The sequence below is a fragment of the Pseudomonas sp. R3.Fl genome, from assembly GCF_023516765.1.
In the GTDB taxonomy this organism is placed as follows: Bacteria; Pseudomonadota; Gammaproteobacteria; order Pseudomonadales; family Pseudomonadaceae; genus Pseudomonas; species Pseudomonas citronellolis.
In genome coordinates this window covers 376,450-393,793 of the sequence record NZ_JAMGSO010000001.1, presented here as the reverse complement: position 1 = coordinate 393,793, position 17,344 = coordinate 376,450, and the positions used below count along the sequence as shown (strand labels likewise).

Here is a 17,344-nt window from a genome sequence, read left to right as displayed (position 1 = left end):
GCGCGTGGCGGCAGGGGATGCCGCCACGCGCCTTACCCATCATCCCGCCAAAGCCAGAGGGCATGACTCGCATTGAGAAGCGCAATCCCAGGGGCTGGCATGGATATAAGGTATTTATCGGAATTCTAATAAAAGGCTAATATCCGATGAACTCCGTCAACTGGACGCGGAAGGCGGTCAAGCAGTTGCTCAGGTTGGACGGGCGCCACCAGGCACAGATTCGCGATGCCGTTGGCGAGTTGAGCCGGATGCCTGATTGCCGGCATGTGAAGGCGCTGAACAATCACACTTACGGTTACCGGCTTCGCGTCGGCAACTACCGGGTACTGTTCGATTGGGACGGTGAAATCAGGATCGTTGCGGTGCAAGAGGTGAAGAAGCGCGATGAGCGAACCTACTAAGGTGCAGATCATCAATGACACGGACGGTAAGCCGGCCTTCGTGGTGATCCCCTATGCCGACTATGTGGCGCAGCATCGCCTGGATGAGAACCTGATTCCCCATGACGTGGTCAGCCGCATGGTGGACGGCGCCAGCGCCATCCGGGCCTGGCGCGAGCACCTGGGGCTGACGCAGCTGGAGGTGGCCGAACGCCTGGGCGTGACGCAGTCCGCCTATGCGCAGCAGGAGGCGTCGACGCGGCCGAGGAAAGCCACCCGGGCGCGCATTGCCAGTGCGCTCGGCATAGCGCCGGCGCAATTGGAGCTGTAGTTTCCCGACACCGCAGTGGGCGCCCGAAGGCTCACCGCGCCGGCGCCCGGTCGCGGCTCTGGATGTTCCAGTGCGCGGCGCTGCCGGCCAGTTGTGCGGAGAGCTGTTCCACCTGCTCGTACAGGCGCAGGGTCAGCCAGTAGAAGCCCTGCACCTCGAAGGAGCCGGTGAGGCTCTGCGGGCGCGGCGGCAGGTGGCCGCTGCCTTGGCATTCCTGCACCAGGCGCGAGGTGCGGCTGAACTTCAGGGCGTGGGCCGATTGCAGCAGCAGGCGGCCGATGGCCTGGCGCATGGGTTCCAGGTCGGCGGGCGGCGGGGCGATGTCGCCGGCCTGGGCGGCGAACTGGCGCGAGGCGAGCAGCGATTCCAGGGTGCCCATGATGGCCCGGTGGGCGCGCTGGATCAGTTCCAGCTCGCGCAGCGGCATGCCGGTTTCCCGCGCCACCGGCGCCAGGTGCGCGCGGGAGGCCACCAGGCGCTGGTCCAGTTCCTCCAGCTGGCTGGCGAAGTGCTCGGCGCGCAGGTCGGCGTTGCTGCTCAGCTGGCCGAACAGGCGGGCGCAGGCGCGCAGGTTGTCCGACAGCAGGTAGCGCCAGACGTACACCGCGCGCAGCGGGTAGATCTGCGCGAAGACCAGCGCCAGGGCCACGCCGATCAGCACGTTGAGCATGCGCCAGAGGCCCTCGGTCATGCTGTTGTCGCCATGCCCGGCCACCGTGCACATGGTGATGCCCGCCAGTAGCGCCACGTAGCCGGGGCGGCGGATGGCGTAGAAGGCGGCGATGGCGCCGGCCAGCGACATCAGCAGGTAGACCAGCACGTTGGAGCCGCTGAGGTTGTGCACCAGGATGATCGCCAGGCCCACGGCGGCGCCCAGCAGGGTGCCCAGGATACGGTCGCGGGACTTGCCGCGGATGGTGCCCTGGTGCACCAGCCCGCCCATCACCACCAGCACCGTGACCGAGGCCCAGAGGCCGTGGGGGATGTCGACGCCGGTGGTCAGCAGGATGGAGGCCAGCAGCGCCAGGCCGACGCGCACGCAGTGGATCCAGGCGGCGTAGCGGTAGCGCGTGTAGGGGTTGGCCAGGCGGCGCCAGGGCAGGGCCAGGGATTGCAGGATGTTCGCCAAGGGGGCTCCTCGTGGAGTGAACCCGCTCAGCTTAGGTGCTGTGGCCGACGAGCGGCAAACCCGGCGGCGCCCCGCAACCGAAATGCATCTGGTTGAAGGTGCCGGCGCTTGGCTAGAATCTGCGCTTTTGCGCGCGCCACGGGCCGCGCTGCAGAGATTCGACATGCTGACAGGCCGCTACGACCTCGCGCTGGTGCTGATTTCCCTCTTCGTCGCCGTTCTGGCCTCCTACACCGCCCTCGATCTCGCCGGGCGCATCGCCAGGGCCCGGGGCGCCAGCGCCTGGCTGTGGATCGGCGGCGGCGCCGTGGCCATGGGCATCGGCGTGTGGTCGATGCACTTCATCGGCATGCTCGCCTTCAGCCTGCCCATCCCGCTGGGCTACGACCTGAGCCTGACGCTACTGTCGCTGGCCCTGGCGGTGCTCAGCTCCGGCTTCGCCCTGGCCCTGGTCGGCCAGCGGCAGCTGCCCACCTGGCAGTTGCTGGCTGGCGCCCTGGTGATGGGCTGCGGCATCGCCGGCATGCACTACCTGGGCATGTACGCCATGCTCATGCAGCCGGGCATCGACTACGACCCGCTGCTGTTCGGCCTGTCCCTGGTGGTCGCCGGCGTCGCCTCGGGCGCGGCGCTGTGGATCGCCTTCCGCCTGCGCCGCAACACCCCATACGTGCGCCTGGTGCGCGGCGGCGCGGCGCTGTTGATGGGCCTGGCCATCGTCGGCATGCACTACACCGGCATGGCCGCCGCGCGCTTCCCCCTGGGCAGCTTCTGCGGCGCCGCGCCGGCCGGGCTGGACAACGGCTGGCTGGCGCTGCTGGTGATCCTCGTGACCCTGGCCATCCTCGCCATCGCGCTGCTCACCTCGGTGCTCGACGCCCGCCTGGAGGCGCGCACCGCGCAGCTCACCGACTCCCTGGCGCAGGCCAACCAGGAACTCACCCAACTGGCCCTGCACGACAACCTGACGCGCCTGCCCAACCGCCTGCTGCTGGAGGACCGCATCGGCCAGCTGATCGCCAAGGTGCAGCGCCACGGCGGCTGCTTCGCGCTGATGTTCCTCGACCTGGACGGCTTCAAGCCGGTCAACGACGCCTTCGGCCACCACATCGGCGACCAGCTGCTGCAGGCCGTGGCCCGGCGCCTGCGCGAGAGCCTGCGCGGCGAGGACACCCTGGCGCGCATCGGCGGCGACGAGTTCGTCCTGCTGGTCGAGCTGAAGGCGCCGGAGGACGCCGCGAGCCTGGCCGGGCAGCAGATCGGCCTGCTGGCCGAGGCGTTCCACGTCAACGATCAGGAGCTGCGCATCTCCGGCAGCATCGGCATCGCCCTCTACCCGGGCAATGGCGCCACCCAGCAGGAACTGCTGATGAACGCCGACGCCGCCATGTACCACGCCAAGGGCAGCGGCAAGAACGCCTACAGCTTCTTCGAGCAGTCGATGAACACCAACGCGCGCAACCACCTGCAGATGCTCCAGGACCTGCGCGCGGCCCTGGAGCTGCGCCAGTTCGTGCTGCACTACCAGCCCAAGTTCGACGCCGCCAGCCAGCGCCTGGTCGGCGCCGAGGCGCTGCTGCGCTGGCAGCACCCGCAGCGCGGCCTGCTGATGCCCGACGCCTTCATCGCCCTGGCCGAGCGCACCGGGCTGATCATCCCCATCGGCGAGTGGGTGCTGGACGAGGCCTGCCGGCAGATGCGCCAGTGGTACGCGCAGGGCTACACCGACTGGCGCGTGGCGGTGAACCTCTCGGCGCTGCAGTTCTGCCATGCCGCGCTGGTGGAGAACGTCGCCGCGACCCTGCGCCGGCATTCGCTGCCGGCCAACTGCCTGACCCTGGAGATCACCGAGACCACCGCCATGCGCGATGCCGACAACAGCCTAGCGATCCTCCGCCAGCTGGCCGACATGGGCGTGGACCTGTCCATCGACGACTTCGGCACCGGCTATTCCAGCCTGCTCTACCTCAAGCGCCTGCCGGCCAACGAGCTGAAGATCGACCGCGGTTTCGTCCGCGACCTGGAGCAGGACAGCGACGATGCGGCGATCGTCTCGGCCATAGTCGCGCTGGGCCAGGCGCTGGACCTGCGCATCGTCGCCGAGGGCGTGGAGACGCCGCGCCAGCAGGACTTCCTCACCCGCCTGGGCTGCGACTCGCTGCAGGGCTACCTGCTCGGCCAGCCGTGCCCGGCCGAGCAGTTCCTGGGCCGTCTCACCCAGCCGGTGTGAGGCTGAGCTGCGCGCACAGCTCGCGCAGTTGCTCGCACAGGCTGCGGCCGGCGCTGGGCAGGTCGGCGCGGGCGTAGAGCGCCAGTTCCAGGCCGGTGATTTCCGCGAAGCCCTCGGCGGCGGTGAGCACCCGGTGCGCCGGCAGCCGGCAGCGCTGTGGCAGCAGGCTGACGCCCAGGCCCGCGGCCACCGCCGCCGACAGGCTGGCCAGGGCAGCGCTGCCGTAGGCGATGCGCCAGCGCCGGCCCTGGGCCTCCAGGGCGTGGATCATCTCCTGGCGGTACAGCGCGCCGAGCGGGAAGGCCACCAGTGGCAGCGGCTCGCGGGCGGCCGCCGGGTTGGCGGCGCTGTCCAGCCAGCACAGCGGCTCGGGCCAGCGCGCCAGGCAGTCGCTGTCGGCGCCCCATTGCTTGACCAGGGCTAGGTCCAGTTCGCCGTTGCGGTACTGGCGCAGCAGCTCGTGGCTGAGGCCGCTGGAGACCTCCAGGCGCAGGCGCGGGCGCTGCGTGGCGAAGGCCGCCAGCAGCGGCATCATGCGCTCGCCGGCGAAGTCCTCGGGCATGCCCAGGCGCAGCACGCCCTCGCTGTGTTCCTCGCCGAGGGCGGCGCGGGCCTCCTCGCCGAGCTGGAGGATGCGCCGGGCATAGCCCAGCAGGCGCTCGCCGGCCTCGGTGGGCAGCACCTGGCGGCGGCCGCGTTCCAGCAGGCGGCAGCCGAGCTGTTCCTCCAGGCGCAGGATCTGCTGGCTGACGGTGGACTGGGTGAGGTGCAGCCACTCGCCGGCGCGGGTGAAGTTGCCGGCGTCCACCACCATGACGAAGCTGCGCAGCAGGGTCGGGTCTAGCATTTGGAAATCCACTGGAAGTCATTTTTCCATTTAATTTCACCATGGAAGGCCATGCCGGGATAATCCCTTTCGACGAAAGGGGCGCCGCACGGGCCCCGCTGAAGAGGATTCCCCATGCAACACCTGGCATTCATGCGCGAAGCCCTGGCCCTGGCGCGGGCCAACGTCGAGGCCGGCGGCCGTCCGTTCGGCGCCGTGCTGGTGCGCGACGGCGAGGTGCTCGCCCGCGCCGCCAACGGCATCCACCTGGAGCACGACCCCACCGCCCACGCCGAACTGCTGGCCATGCGCGAGGCCGGCCGCGCCCTGGGCAGCCCGCGCCTGGATGGCTGCGTGATCTACGCCAGCGGCCACCCGTGCCCGATGTGCCTGGCGGCCATGCACCTGAGCGGCGTCAGCGCCGCCTACTACGCCTATTCCAACGCCGACGGCGAGCTCTACGGGCTGTCCACCGCGGCGGTGTACGCGCAGATGGCGCAGCCGGTGGAGTGGCAGGCGCTGCCGCTCAAGCCGCTGCGCCCGGAAGACGAGGAGGGGCTCTACGGCTTCTGGCGGGAGCACCAGGCGTGAGCGGCGACAAGGCGCGGGTCGGCTGGATCGGCCTGCTGGTCATAGTCGCGCTGGGCATCAACCTGCGGCCGATCCTCACTTCCATCGGCCCCTTGCTCGCGGAAATCCGCCAGGCCACCGGCCTGGGCTTCCAGGGCGCGTCGCTGCTGACGGTGCTGCCGGTGCTGTGCATGGGCCTGTTCGCCCTGGCGCTGCCCTGGGTGGGCCCGCGCCTGGGCGAGAGCCGCGGCATGCTCGCCGGGCTGCTGGCCATCGCCGTGGCCTGCGCCTGGCGCCTGCTGCTGGACAGCGGCCTGGCGCTGATCGCCAGCGCGGTGCTGGCCGGCACCGGCGTGGCGATCATCCAGGCCCTGGTGCCGGGGGTGGTCAAGCGCTGGTTCCCGCAGCGGGTGCCGGCGGCCATGGGCCTGTACTCGGCCTCGCTGATGGCCGGCGGCGGCACCGCCGCGGTACTGGCGCCGGTGCTGGCCGGTGGCTCCGGGCACTGGCAGCTGGGCCTGGGCGCCTGGGTGGCGCTGGCGGTGCTGGGCTTGGCGCTGTGGGCCCTGGTGCGCCCGCGCGAGGCGGCGGTGCCCAGCGTGGCGCGGCGTGGCGAACACTTCTTCGGCAGCCGCCGGGCCTGGCTGCTGGCGCTGTACTTCGGGCTGATCAACGGCGGCTACACCAGCATGGTGGCCTGGCTGCCGATGTTCTACCGGCAACTGGGCTGGAGCGCCCAGGGCAGCGGCCAGCTGATCGGCCTGATGACCCTCTTCCAGGTGCTCGGCGCACTGAGCATGCCGGCCCTGAGCCGCGGCTCGGCGGACCGCCGGCCCTGGCTGTGCCTGTGCCTGCTGATCCAGCTCGGCGGCTTCGCCGGCCTGCTGCTGTCGCCCCTGGCGCTGCCGGCGGCCTGGGTGGCGCTGATCGGCTACGGCCTGGGCGCCTGCTTCGCGCTGAGCCTGACGCTGACCCTCGACCACCTGGCCGAACCCGGCCCGGCGGGCAGCCTGGCGGCCTTCGTGCAGGGCATCGGCTTCATCATCACCGGGATCATTCCCTACGTCACCGGCTGGCTGCGCGACGCCACCGGCAGCTTCCAGGCCTCCTGGACGCTGCTGGCACTGTCGGTGCTGCTGATGCTGGGGGTGACCCTGCGCTTCGCCCCGGCCGGCTATGCCCGGGCGATGCACGGCTGGCGCGGCGCTCAGACCGCCGAGGTGGCGAGGTAGATGCGGTAGGTGATGATCGACAGCATGCTCAGCACGCCGACCCACATGAGCAGCACGCCCGCGCCCCGCTCGCGGATGGTGAAGCCGATGCCGAGCATGAACATGCCGAAGATGATGACTGCGAGGGTGACGCCGAAGGAATCCATGGGTGGGCCTTATCCATTGTGTCGTTGGAACAAGTCTAGGCCAGCTGCGGCTCGAAAGGGGTTGATCCGGGGCAAATCCGGCGTCATGGCACGTGGTCTTCCTGTAGGAGCGGGCCCTGCCCGCGATTCGCGCGCAGGGCGCGCTCCTACAGATGGGCATACCCCAGGCGCAAGAGTCTTGCCGACCGCGCCGAGGCGCTTCTCGTAGGAGCGAGCTTGCTCGCGAACGGACGGTACCGGTGACTTCGGCGTGTTCGGCTGGCTCCGCTCCCTCTCCCTAACCCTCGGCTGCGCGCCCCGCCCTGAAGGGAGAGGGCTGGGGAGAGGGCGCTCTCATACCCAACACCAGCGCAACCGGTAAACCCCGTTCGCGAGCAAGCTCGCTCCTACGAAGAGCAGGTCGGCGCAGCTTGTAGTCGTTTCTACAGGCGGAAGTGCTGCACCAGGCCGCTGAGGTCCACGGCCAGGCGCGACAGTTCGTGGCTGGCGCTGCTGGTCTGCTGCGAGCCGGCGGCGCTCTGGTTGGACAGGTCGCGGATGTTGCCCAGGTTGGTCTCGATGTCGCGGGCCATGGCGGCCTGGTGTTCCACCGATTCGGCGATGCGCCGGTTGCGCTCGTCGATGCTGCGCGCGGCCTCGATGATCTGCGCCAGGGCGCGGTCGGCGGCGCTGGCCTGGCCCTGGGTGTGCTCGGCCTGCTCTGCGCTTTGCTGCAGCGCCTCGACCGTGCGCCCGGTGCCTTGCTGGATGGCGCCGATCAGCTGTTCGATCTCGCGGGTGGAGTCGCCGGTGCGCTTGGCCAGCGCGCGCACCTCGTCGGCTACCACCGAGAAGCCGCGCCCGGCCTCGCCGGCGCGGGCCGCCTCGATGGCGGCGTTGAGCGCCAGCAGGTTGGTCTGCTCGGCGACGTTACGGATCACGTCCAGCACCTTGCTGATGTTCAGCGTCTGCTCGGCCAGGCCCTGGGCCTGCTGCGCCGCGTGGCGCACGCCTTCGCCCAGCTCGCGCAGCGAACCCAGGGTGGTGGCCAGCTGCTGCTGGCCGTCCAGGGCCTCGTCGTTGGAGCGCCGGGCCACCGCGGCGGTGCTCTGCGCGTGCTCGGCGACGTCGCCCACCGCCGCGCTCATCTGGCTCATGGCGCGGCTGACGTTGTCGATCTCGCCGTGCTGCTGGTGCAGGCCGCGGCTGCCTTCGTCCATCACCATGCTCATCTGCTCGCTGGAGGTGGCCAGCTGTTCGGCGGCCTCGCCGATCTGGCGGATGGTGCCCTGCAGGTTGTCGCGCATGCGCCCCAGGCGCTCCAGCAACTGCGCCGCCTCGTCGCGGCCGCGGCTGTGCACGCCCTGGCTGAGGTCGCCGCCGGCGATGCGCTCGGCCACCTGCAGCGCCTCGGCCAGCGGCCGCACCAGGCTGCGCGTCAGGCGCCAGGCCAGCAGCAGGGTGACCAGCAGGGCGCCGCCCAGGGCCGCCCAGACGATGCGCAGGGCCTGGGCGTAGGCGCTGGCGGCCGCGCTGGTGGCGCTGTCCGCGGCCTGGCGGTTGAGCTCGCGTAGCAGCTGCACCTGGGTGTCGATGGCTTCGCCCTGCTGGTCGATGTTGGCGATCAGCAGGGTGCGCGCCTCGTCCAGCTTCTGCTGCTCCAGCAGTTGCTGTTCGTCGCGGATGGTCTGGATGAACTGGCCGAAGGCCTGGTGCAGCGCCTCGATGGCGCCGCGCTCGGTGTCGTCGCTGATCAGCGCCTGGTAGGCGCGGAATTCCTGTTCGATGTCCAGGGCCAACTGCTCGATGATCACCTTGTTGCCGCTGCGCACCATGGGATCGGGGTTGGCCACCTGCTGCATGGAGCGCACGCGCAGCTGGGCGAGGTTGAGGGCGATGCTGTCAGCCAGGGCGATGCTCGGCAGCTGGTCGCTGTCGATGGCCTCGCCCTGGGCGCGGATGGCCGCCATCTGGTACAGGCAATAGGCGCCGACGCCTCCCAGCAGCACCGCGCTGAAGAGGAAGCAGAGCAGGGTACGCTGGCCGATGCGCAGGCGCCGCAGGGGCTCCCAGCGGGCGAATCGACCGAGGAGGGCTTGGAGTGTCTTCATCACGGGCTACCACGGACTGCTGTGATGCTCTGGCGAGCGGGTTTCGGACGCGCAGAGCATATGAAAGCCATGTGACAGTCTTGTGTAATGGCCAAGGGATATCACTGCCTTCGGTCGGGCAGTGCCTTGATTTGCCTGGGGAATTTCGCTGTCAGGCAGGCGTCGGATGGCGCCGGGCCGGGTGCACCAGGTAGGCGGCGAGGCTGTCGTCCAGCTCGCCGTCGCGCAGCCAGCGCAGGGCGATGGGCCAGAGGCTGTCCTGGAAGCGGCTGTGGAAGAAGGCGAAGTGGCCGATGCCGGCGAAGCCCATGGCCCGGGGCGGCAGGCGCAGGTGCAGGCAGCGGCTGTTGCGGTAGTAGTCGAGCAGGCGCTGGATGGCCGGGTCGGTGCCGAATTCGTCGTCGGTGACGCTCAGGGCCAGGGTGTCGCCGCGCAGCCCGGCGAAGCCTTCGGCCAGGCGCTTGCGTTCCTCCGCCGGCATGGCCCGCGGGCCGCGCCGGTAGGCGTCCTCGAAGCGCGGGGCGCGGTGCGTCCAGTCGCGCACCACGCCGTGGGGCGTGTCTTCCATCCAGCCCAGGCGCTTGGCCGGGAAGTAGCCGAACAGGCCGCTGAGCACCGGCATCGCCAGGTGCCACTTGAGCAGCATGCGCAGGCGCCGCTGCGGGTCGTAGTCGCGCCAGTGGGCGAACTGCGCGCCCATGCTGAACACGCGCTGGATGAGGTGGTTGGAAGGGGCCAGGCCGACGAGGAAGCCGCCGACGCTGTGCGCCACCACCTGGATGGGTTGCTGCGGGGCGTTGGCAAGGGCCCATTGCAGGGCGCCTTCGAAGTCCAGGCGGCCCCAGTCCAGCCAACTGGCGGAGAAGCCGCGCAGCGAGGCCGGGCGCGAGCCGCCGATGCCGCGGTAGTCGTAGCAGAGCACGTCGAAGCCCTGGCCGTGCAGGTAGTCGGCGAAGCGTGCGTAGTAATCGCTGCGCACCGAGGTGGCCGGGTTGACGATCACCAGCGGCCGCGGCTGCGCCGCCGCTTCGGCATGGCGCCAGAGGCGGCCCTGGAGCGGGTAGCCGTCGGTGGCGTCGAAGGTCAGTGGCTGGCCCATGGCGTTCTCTTTTCCCGTTGCGCAGCAGGCACTCTAGCGCCGGGCGACGGGGCGCCACCAGTACAGTTGCGGGAAAAAAGACCGCCGCACCCATCCGGGTGCGACCGGGGTTGGGGCGGCGGAGGCTGCAGATCGGCAGAGGGGAGGTTGGCCCCGCTGATCCGGTTGGCAGTGTGCGCTGGGGCGGGGTTGGGGGGTAGGTTCAGGTGGGATGGGAAAAAACGGAGCAGAGGGGGCGGGGCTCTTCGTAGGAGCGAGCTTGCTCGCGAATGGGCCTCGCTGCGGGGGCTGTTCGCGAGCAAGCTCGCTCCTACGAGAGGCCGTGCCTGGCTGTGCCGTGGGGGTAACGGTTTATTGGGTTCCCGCGTTCGCGGGAATGACGTCGGAAAACACCATTCTTACCCCGTCATTCCCGCGAACGCGGGAACCCAGAAAACAATGGAGCGGACTTTGTCCGCGATGGGAGTTGGCCGGTGGCTGTGGTGTTTTGGGTTGATGCCGTTCCCTCTCCCCAGCCCTCTCCCTGAAGGGAGAGGGGCTAGTCAGTGCCGAGAGAAGGCCTGGTTTCAACCGGCAATCTCTGTGCTAGCCGGCTAACGCCGAAACACCAACGCACGCCGAACGGTCCCCTCTCCCTTCAGGGAGAGGGTTAGGGAGAGGGAGCGGACTCGCCCCAGTACACCGATACCCCAGGAAAAACACCCACCAAGCCCCCCCCATCAAGCCAACAACCCACTCGCTTTGGCCCTTGCCACCGCCTGGGTGCGTCTTTCCACCTCCAGCTTGATGTTGATGCGCCGGGCATGGGTTTTCACCGTGTGCAGCGAGATCTCCAGCTGCTCGGCGATTTCCTGGTTGGAGCAGCCCTGGGCGATCAGTTCCAGCACTTCCAGTTCGCGCTGGCTGAGCATTTCCGTCGGCGCCGGGGCGGTGGTCGCTGTGGGCTGGGCCTGGGGGGCCGTGGGCAGTTGCGCCAGCAGTTGCCGCGACCAGCTGGCGTCCTTGCGCTGCAGCCTTGCCAGGGGGCGCAGCAGGGACAGCCGGCGGCAGTCCTGCAGGGCTTCGCGCAGGTGTTCCTCGGCGGCGGCCGGGTCCAGGCCGTGCAGGGCTTCGGCCAGGCGCAGCTGGCTTTCGCAGGCCAGGCTGCGCAGGCCCAGGCGCTGGCAATCGCGCTGCAGGGCCAGCAGTTCCTGGCTGGCGCGGGTGGTTTCGCCCAGCTCGCCATGGGCCTGGGCCAGCAGCAGGCGCACGCGGTACTGCAGGTCGTAGAAGCCGGTGGGCGCCAGCAGTGGGTTGAGGCGCAGCTCGGCGAGCACGCCGAACAGCTCGTCGCGTGCCTTGGCCGGTTCGCCGCTGGCCAGCCACAGGCGGGCGCGGGCCAGGCGCAGCACTTCGCGGTAGCGGATCTCGGGGATGCACAGGCGCTGCATGCGCCGCTCGGCGGCCAGCAGCAGCTGGTGGGCGCGCTCCACCTCGCCGCGCTCGCAGGTCAGGCTGATCAGCGCGTGGTAGGCATAGAGCAGGTAGGCGTCCTGGCATTCCTCGGCCTCGCGCAGGCCCTGCTGGAGCGCGGCTTCGGCGGCGACGTCCTCGCCGCGCAGGGTCAGCAGTTCGCCGCGCAGCACGTGCAGGCGGGCGCTCATGGGGCCGCCGTGGGTGCCCTTGCGCAGCTCGGCGAGCATCTGCTCGGCGTAGTCCAAGGCGTGGTGGTGCTCGCCGGAAAGGGCCAGCAGGTGGATGTGCTCGACGCTGAGCAGGGCCTCGAAGCACAGGCTGGCGTGCCGGCGCGACAGGCGCAGGCCGGCCTGGCAGTGCTGCCGCGCGGCGGTCAGGTCGCCTTCGACCATGGCCTGCTGGGCCAGGGCCTGGTGGCAGAGGATGTGCTGGCCCCAGTAGTGCTCCTCCAGGTGCTCCAGGGCGTCGCTGCAGTTGCGCCGCGCATCGGGCAGGGCGAACTGGCGTTGCAGCACGCCGAGGATGGCCTGGTAGTGCGCCAGGCTGAGCCGCTGGCGGTGGGCGTCCGGCCGCGGCAGGAAGCGCTCCAGCGCCTGCAGGCAATCCATGGCCTCGTCCAGGCGGGCGCAGATGATCAGCGCCCAGGTCTCCAGGAGGATCAGCTTGGGGCTGGACTGCAGCAGGCCGGCGGGCAGTTCGTCGCGCCAGCGCAGCAGCTGCACGGCGCTGTGCTCGACCATCATCTGGTCGCTGTTGGCGTCCTGCAGCAGCGCCACGGCGCGTTCGATGGAGCCGGCGGCCAGGGCCAGCTGGGTGGCCTGGCGCAGGTCGCCGTGCTCGGCGAACCACTGGCTGGCTTCGAGCAGGGCGTCGGTGGGCGGCGCGTCGTCCTGCTCCTGGCGCAGCAGCTCGGCGAGCGGCGGCCAGACGGCGAACCAGCCCGCGTTCTCGTCCAGGCGCCGGAGCAGCTGCAACTGGCCGAGCTGGGCGAAGGCCGCCTCACCGACCGAGCCCAGATGCCGGCACAGGCCGGCCTTGAAGCGGGGCAGGTGGCTGAGTATGCGCAAGGCTCCGCGCAGCTGCGCCGGCAGCGGGGCGAGCACCTCGCGGCGCAGGTAGTCGTGCAGCAGGCCGCCGCCGGCCTCGGGCCAGCGCAGGCGGCCCTGCAGGGCGAGCAGGCCGAGCAGTGCCGGCCAGCCGGCGCTGCGGTTCAGCAGGTCGACGCTGTCGCTGTCGCTCGCTTCGGCCTGCTGCTTGCGCAGCAGGTGCTCCAGTTCGTCGTGGTCCAGGGCCAGCTCGCCGGCGTCGAGTTCCAGCAGTTCGCCCTGCAGCAGCAGGCGCGGCAGGTTCCAGTCCGGGCGGCGGCGCGAGCCGATCCACCAGCGGATGTCGATGGCGCTGGTCTCCAGCAGGCGGGCCACGCAGGCGTCCAGCCGCGCATCGCTCTGCCGCGGGTAGTCGTCGAGCACGATCCACAGTGGCTGCGCGCTGCCCTCCAGCAGGCGCTGCAGGTCTTCCTGCCAGTTCCGCGCGCTGGGGTCCAGGTCCAGCACTATGGCCAGGCGGCTGAGGAAGTCGCCCTCCTGCAGCGGCCGGCCGCGCAGGTCCAGCCAGGCGACGCGGCCGCGCGGGCCGGCCTGGCGCGCGCATTCGTTGAGCAGCACGCTCTTGCCGAAGCCGGCGGGGGCGTGCAGCAGGTTCACCCGCTGGCGCCCGCCGAGCAGGCGCTGCAGCAGGCGCGGCCGCGCGACGTGGCGGGCCGGCAGCAGCGGCAGCGCGCCGCTGAGGGCGCGTGGGGCAGGGCGGCTGGCGATGGCGTGGAGGTTGGGGTGCGAATTCATCTGCGGAACTCCTGGCCCCGGGGCTGCCGGGGCGCTGATGCGGATGTGCTGCCGGCTCAGCCGCGCAGCGGCGGCAGGCGCGAGGCCCAGGGGCGGGCGCGTTCTAGCTCGGCGGCGAGACGGAAGAGGGTGCCTTCGTCGCCCAGGCGCGCGGCGAACTGCACGCCGATGGGCGTGCCGCCGGCGGTCCAGTGCAGCGGCACGCTCATGGCCGGCTGGCCGGTGGCGTTGTACACGGAGGTGAAGGCGGCGAAGGGGCCTGAACGGGCGAAGAAGGCTTCCAGGGTTTCGCCTTCGCGGAAGGCCAGTTCGCCGATGGCGCTCGGCGGGCAGGCCATGGTCGGGCTGAGGATCAGGTCGTAGTGCTCGTGGAAGGCGGCGATCTCCCGCGTCATGCGTTGCAGGGTGCGCTGGGCCAGCACGTAGTCGGTGGCGCTGACCTGGCCGGCCAGGCCGACCACCGCGCGGGTCAGCGGCTCGATGTCGTGCTCGCCGGCCTGGCGGCCCACCTGTTGTTCCAGGCTGCGCAGGTGCAGCGCCGCGGACACCACGAAGAGCCGGGCGAAGGCCTGGCCGACGGCGGGCATGTCGCTCACCGTCGGCGCCTCGTCGTTGACCTCGTGGCCCAGGCCGCGGCAGAGCAGGGCGGCCGATTCCAGCGCGGCGAGGCAGTCGGGGTGCACCGCGACGCCGGTGAGCGGCGTGCGCAGCAGGCCGATGCGCAGGCGGCGGTGCGGTGCGTCGACTTCCTGCAGGTAGGGGCGGGCCTTGGACGGGGCCACGTAGGGCGCGCCGTAGTCCGGCGCCGAGGTGGCGTCGAGCAGGGCGGCGCTGTCGCGTACCGAGATCGAGCAGCAGTGCTCGGCGGGCAGGCCGCCGGTGCCTTCGCCGATCTTGGGGCCGACCGGGTTGCGCCCGCGGCTGGGCTTGAGGCCGAACACCCCGCAGGCCGAGGCGGGAATGCGGATGGAGCCGCCGATGTCGCTGGCGTGGGCCATGGGCACCAGGCGCGCGGCCACCGCCGCGGCGGCCCCGCCGCTGGAGCCGCCGGCGGAGAGGCCGAGGTTCCAGGGGTTGAGGCAGGGGCCGAAGGCCGCCGGCTCGGTGGTGGGGGTGATGCCGAATTCCGGGGTGTTGCTGCGCCCGACGGTGATCAGCCCCGCGGCGCGGTAGCGGCGCACCAGCTCGGTGTCGTGATCGGCGCGGTTGCCCAGGCCCAGGCGGCTGCCGTAGGACAGCGGCTGGCCGCTCTCGGCGCCGCCGGCCAGGTCCTTGAGCAGGAAGGGCACGCCGCGGAAGGGGCCGCCGGGCAGCGGGCCGCGGGCGCGCTCGCGGGCCAGTTCGAACTGGCGCCAGATCACCGAGTTGAGCGCCGGGTCGTGCGCTTCGATGCGGGCGATGGCGGCGTCCACCAGCTCCAGCGGGGTGACTTCGCCGCGGTAGACCAGTTGGGCCTGGGCGGTGGCGTCGAGCAGGTGCAGCGAATCGTTCATGCGGGGGCTCCTGTGCGGGCGGCCAGGCCGTCGAGCGCCTGGTGGGCGGCATCCAGCGCCTGTTCGACGATGCGTTCCTTCCAGTGGTCGGTGTCGACGTAGAAGGCGTCGCGCAGGCGGCGCTTGATGGCTTCGCGGGTGCCGGCGTCGGCCTCGGGGTGGCGGCTCAGCCACTGGTCGCCGCGCAGCGCCATCAGCACCTCTTCCGAGGGCACGGTACCGTATTCCAGGCCGATGCCGGTGTATTCGGCCTGCGGGCAGGCCTGGTAGGCCAGGTGCCACATGTTGCCGGCCAGCTCGGCGGAGACGCAGTCGTCCCCGTACAGCGAGGTCACCTGCTCGCCCCACCAGGCGCGGGCCCGGGCCAGGCCCGCGGAGTCGCCGGGGCGGGCGTGGGCGATGCGCTCGCCATGGCCGCAGGGGCCGAGCGCGGTGTGCAGGTCGATCCAGCCCAGGCGCGCGCAGCGGCTGGCGTGTTCGGCCAGTATCGCGCGCAGGGTGAGGTTGCTCCAGGTCGGCGCGGCGCCGCCGTAGAACAGGCCTTCGGGGTGGCTGTACTGGCCGCCGCTGATGGCCCGCTGGATGGCTCGCGGGCCATGCTCGGCGAGGTAGGCGTAGAGCACCGCGTCAGCCTCCGGCGCCGGCCAGGTGTCCGGCACCAGGGCCTGGGCCAGGGCGTCGTAGCCGGGGTTGGCGGGCAGCGCCGGGGCGGCGTCGAAGTCCTGGAAGTTGCGGTTCAGGTCGACGTTCTCGTGGGTCCAGCGGCGCCACCAGGAGAAGCCCCAGGGGTTGAGGCCGTGGACGTACAGCACGGCGACGCCCGCGGCCGCGGCCCGGCGGTGGAATTCGGCATCGGCGAGCAGGGCGTTCTGCACGCCGGAGCCGCAGAAGCCCTCGACCCCATGGCAGGCGCTGCTGAGGATGAGCAGCGCCTCGGCGTCGGCGGCGCCGAAGCGCGCCACGTCGGTGGCCAGCGGCTCGCCGTCGCGCCCCGGCAGGGGGTGGGCGTGGCTGTGCACGTCGAGCCCGGCGGCGCGGGCGGCGGCGAGGAACAGCCCGCGGGCCTGGGCGTAGCTCTGGGCGAAGCAGGCGGGTGCGTGGATTGGCGATGACATGTCTATTCCTCGGGGCCGCTTCAAGCCGGCTGCTGCGATGTCGCCAGGGCCTTGCGCATGCCCAGGGCCATGGCCACGGCGGCGATCACGAACAGCGCGCAGAGCAGGTAGATGGCGTCGTCCAGGCTGCCGGTGCGGGTCTTGATGGCGCCGACCACGGCCGGGCTGATGCCGGCGACGCTGGCCAGGGTGTTGACCAGGGCGATGCCGACGGCGGCGCGTTCGCGCGCCAGGTAGCGGGTGACCATGGCCCAGAACACCGGGGTGGCCGCCACCAGGGCCGAGCCGCCGGTGGTGATGGCGACCAGCGTCCAGGCCAGGCTGCCGTTGCCGATGGCCCAGGCCAGCAGCAGGAAGCCGGCGGCGGCGGCGACGAAGGCCCAGGCCCAGTGCAGGCGCTGTTCGTCGCGGCGGTCGGAGCGGCGGCCGTACCAGAACATGGCGAACAGCGCGAAGACGTTGGGAATGACCGCGTAGAGGCCGACCAGCTGCAGGTCGGCCACGCCCAGCTCGCGGATGATGGTCGGCGTCCAGAAGGCCAGGAAGTAGCCGGCGCAGCCGGAGACGAAGGCGCCGAAGGCCAGCAGGTAGACCCGTGGGTCGCGCAGCGCCGCGGCGAGTGCGCCCTTGCCATGGCCGCCGCCGTCGACGTCGGCGCCGGTGGTGCCCTGCACGCCCTGGCGCACCAGTTCGCGCTCGTCCGGGGTCAGCCACTTGGCGTCCTGCGGGCCGTTGGGCAGCAGCCACAGCACCAGCAGGCCGAGCAGCACCGTGGGCATGCCCTCGATGAAGAACATCCACTGCCAGCCTTCCCAGCCATGGGCGCCGTGCAGGTTCTTCAGGATCCAGCCCGACACCGGGCTGGTGATGAAGGCCGCGGCCACCTGGGCCATGCAGAAGAACGCCAGCACCCGGGCGCGGCGCTGCGGCGGGTACCAGAAGGTGAGGTAGAGGACGATGCCGGGGAAGAAGCCGGCCTCGAACACCCCGAGCAGGAAGCGCACGACGTAGAACTGGGTGGGCGTGGTGACCAGCAGGGTGGCGCTGGAGGCCAGGCCCCAGAGCAGCATGATGCGCATGATGGTCAGGCGCGCGCCGATGCGCTGCAGGAGCATGTTGCTGGGCACTTCGAAGAGCACGTAGCCGACGAAGAACATGGCCGCGCCGAGGCCGTAGACGGCGTCGCTGAAGCCCAGCGAGCTCTTCATCTGCAACTGGGCGAAGCCGATGTTGGCGCGGTCGATGAAGTTCAGCAGGTAGCAGATGAACAGGAAGGGAATGAGGCGGCGGGTGATCTTGCCGTAGACGGCTTCGGCGTCGCCCTGGGGCGCCAGGGCGGCCTGTGCCGCGGCGGGGGCGCTGATGACTGTGGACATGCGAGGCTCCGGGGTGGGGTCTACCGCGGGT

At 71.0% G+C, this 17,344-nt stretch carries 14 protein-coding genes and 1 pseudogene; 5 read left to right on the top strand and 10 right to left on the bottom strand.

Translation table 11 applies throughout. The features are described from left to right. The first annotated feature begins 146 nt into the window (after positions 1–146). Both M8R19_RS01425 and M8R19_RS01420 read left to right on the top strand, forming a co-directional pair. A complete protein-coding gene (locus M8R19_RS01425; RefSeq protein ID WP_074986334.1) occupies positions 147–401 on the top strand; it encodes a type II toxin-antitoxin system RelE family toxin in 255 nt (84 codons plus the stop codon). Beyond that, the gene (locus tag M8R19_RS01420; protein WP_074986332.1) at positions 385–711 is read left to right on the top strand and encodes a helix-turn-helix domain-containing protein; all 327 of its coding nucleotides are present in this window, start codon (positions 385–387) and stop codon (positions 709–711) included. Before M8R19_RS01425 ends, M8R19_RS01420 begins: the two co-directional genes overlap by 17 nt. Before the next feature lie 31 nt (positions 712–742). On the opposite strand, the gene M8R19_RS01415 is transcribed toward M8R19_RS01420, so the two are convergent. Beyond that, complete coding sequence (locus M8R19_RS01415) at positions 743–1,840, bottom strand: FUSC family protein (protein ID WP_249916799.1); 1,098 nt, start codon at positions 1,838–1,840, stop codon at positions 743–745. 163 nt (positions 1,841–2,003) lie between these two features. Here M8R19_RS01415 and M8R19_RS01410 point away from each other — a divergent pair, with 163 nt between their 5' ends. Then, positions 2,004–4,070 (top strand): putative bifunctional diguanylate cyclase/phosphodiesterase, encoded by a 2,067-nt coding sequence (locus M8R19_RS01410; RefSeq protein ID WP_249916798.1) that lies wholly within the window; start codon positions 2,004–2,006, stop codon positions 4,068–4,070. Here the strand turns inward: M8R19_RS01410 and M8R19_RS01405 are convergent. Then, positions 4,054–4,917 carry a LysR family transcriptional regulator gene (locus M8R19_RS01405; protein ID WP_249916797.1) on the bottom strand — a complete coding sequence of 288 codons (864 nt, stop codon included), beginning with the start codon at positions 4,915–4,917 and terminating at the stop codon, positions 4,054–4,056. The two genes, M8R19_RS01410 and M8R19_RS01405, sit on opposite strands and share 17 nt — an antisense overlap. A gap of 114 nt (positions 4,918–5,031) precedes the next feature. Here M8R19_RS01405 and M8R19_RS01400 point away from each other — a divergent pair, with 114 nt between their 5' ends. Together M8R19_RS01400 and M8R19_RS01395 are read left to right on the top strand one after the other, a co-directional pair. After that, complete coding sequence (locus tag M8R19_RS01400) at positions 5,032–5,487, top strand: nucleoside deaminase (RefSeq protein ID WP_249916796.1); 456 nt, start codon at positions 5,032–5,034, stop codon at positions 5,485–5,487. Then, on the top strand, positions 5,466–6,698 hold the full coding sequence (locus M8R19_RS01395; protein ID WP_502943057.1) for a CynX/NimT family MFS transporter: 1,233 nt from the start codon (positions 5,466–5,468) through the stop codon (positions 6,696–6,698). The genes M8R19_RS01400 and M8R19_RS01395 overlap by 22 nt, the downstream gene beginning before the upstream one ends. Here M8R19_RS01395 and M8R19_RS01390 read toward each other — a convergent pair. The 8 genes and pseudogenes from M8R19_RS01390 to M8R19_RS01355 all read right to left on the bottom strand — a co-directional run bounded on the left by M8R19_RS01390 (position 6,674) and on the right by M8R19_RS01355 (position 17,313). Further along, positions 6,674–6,844, bottom strand: a complete 171-nt coding sequence (locus M8R19_RS01390) for a hypothetical protein (protein WP_009622326.1) — start codon at positions 6,842–6,844, stop codon at positions 6,674–6,676. The genes M8R19_RS01395 and M8R19_RS01390 overlap by 25 nt on opposite strands. 422 nt (positions 6,845–7,266) lie before the next feature. Beyond that, positions 7,267–7,980 carry a methyl-accepting chemotaxis protein gene (locus tag M8R19_RS33365; RefSeq protein ID WP_502943056.1) on the bottom strand — a complete coding sequence of 238 codons (714 nt, stop codon included), beginning with the start codon at positions 7,978–7,980 and terminating at the stop codon, positions 7,267–7,269. Between the two features lie 144 nt (positions 7,981–8,124). Next, positions 8,125–8,934 (bottom strand): annotated as a pseudogene (locus M8R19_RS33360) (MCP four helix bundle domain-containing protein); the annotation flags it as partial. A gap of 151 nt (positions 8,935–9,085) precedes the next feature. Further along, positions 9,086–10,033 (bottom strand): alpha/beta hydrolase family protein, encoded by a 948-nt coding sequence (locus tag M8R19_RS01380; protein WP_249916793.1) that lies wholly within the window; start codon positions 10,031–10,033, stop codon positions 9,086–9,088. A 719-nt stretch (positions 10,034–10,752) separates the two neighbouring features. Continuing rightward, positions 10,753–13,329 carry a LuxR C-terminal-related transcriptional regulator gene (locus M8R19_RS33120; protein ID WP_283939436.1) on the bottom strand — a complete coding sequence of 859 codons (2,577 nt, stop codon included), beginning with the start codon at positions 13,327–13,329 and terminating at the stop codon, positions 10,753–10,755. Between the two features lie 56 nt (positions 13,330–13,385). Then, entirely contained in the window at positions 13,386–14,822 is a 1,437-nt protein-coding gene (locus tag M8R19_RS01365) for an amidase (protein ID WP_249916792.1), read from the bottom strand. Next, complete coding sequence (locus M8R19_RS01360) at positions 14,819–15,937, bottom strand: M14 family metallopeptidase (protein WP_249916791.1); 1,119 nt, start codon at positions 15,935–15,937, stop codon at positions 14,819–14,821. The genes M8R19_RS01365 and M8R19_RS01360 overlap by 4 nt, the downstream gene beginning before the upstream one ends. 20 nt (positions 15,938–15,957) lie before the next feature. Continuing rightward, the gene (locus M8R19_RS01355; protein WP_249916790.1) at positions 15,958–17,313 is read right to left on the bottom strand and encodes an MFS transporter; all 1,356 of its coding nucleotides are present in this window, start codon (positions 17,311–17,313) and stop codon (positions 15,958–15,960) included. Between the last annotated feature and the right edge of the window lie 31 nt (positions 17,314–17,344).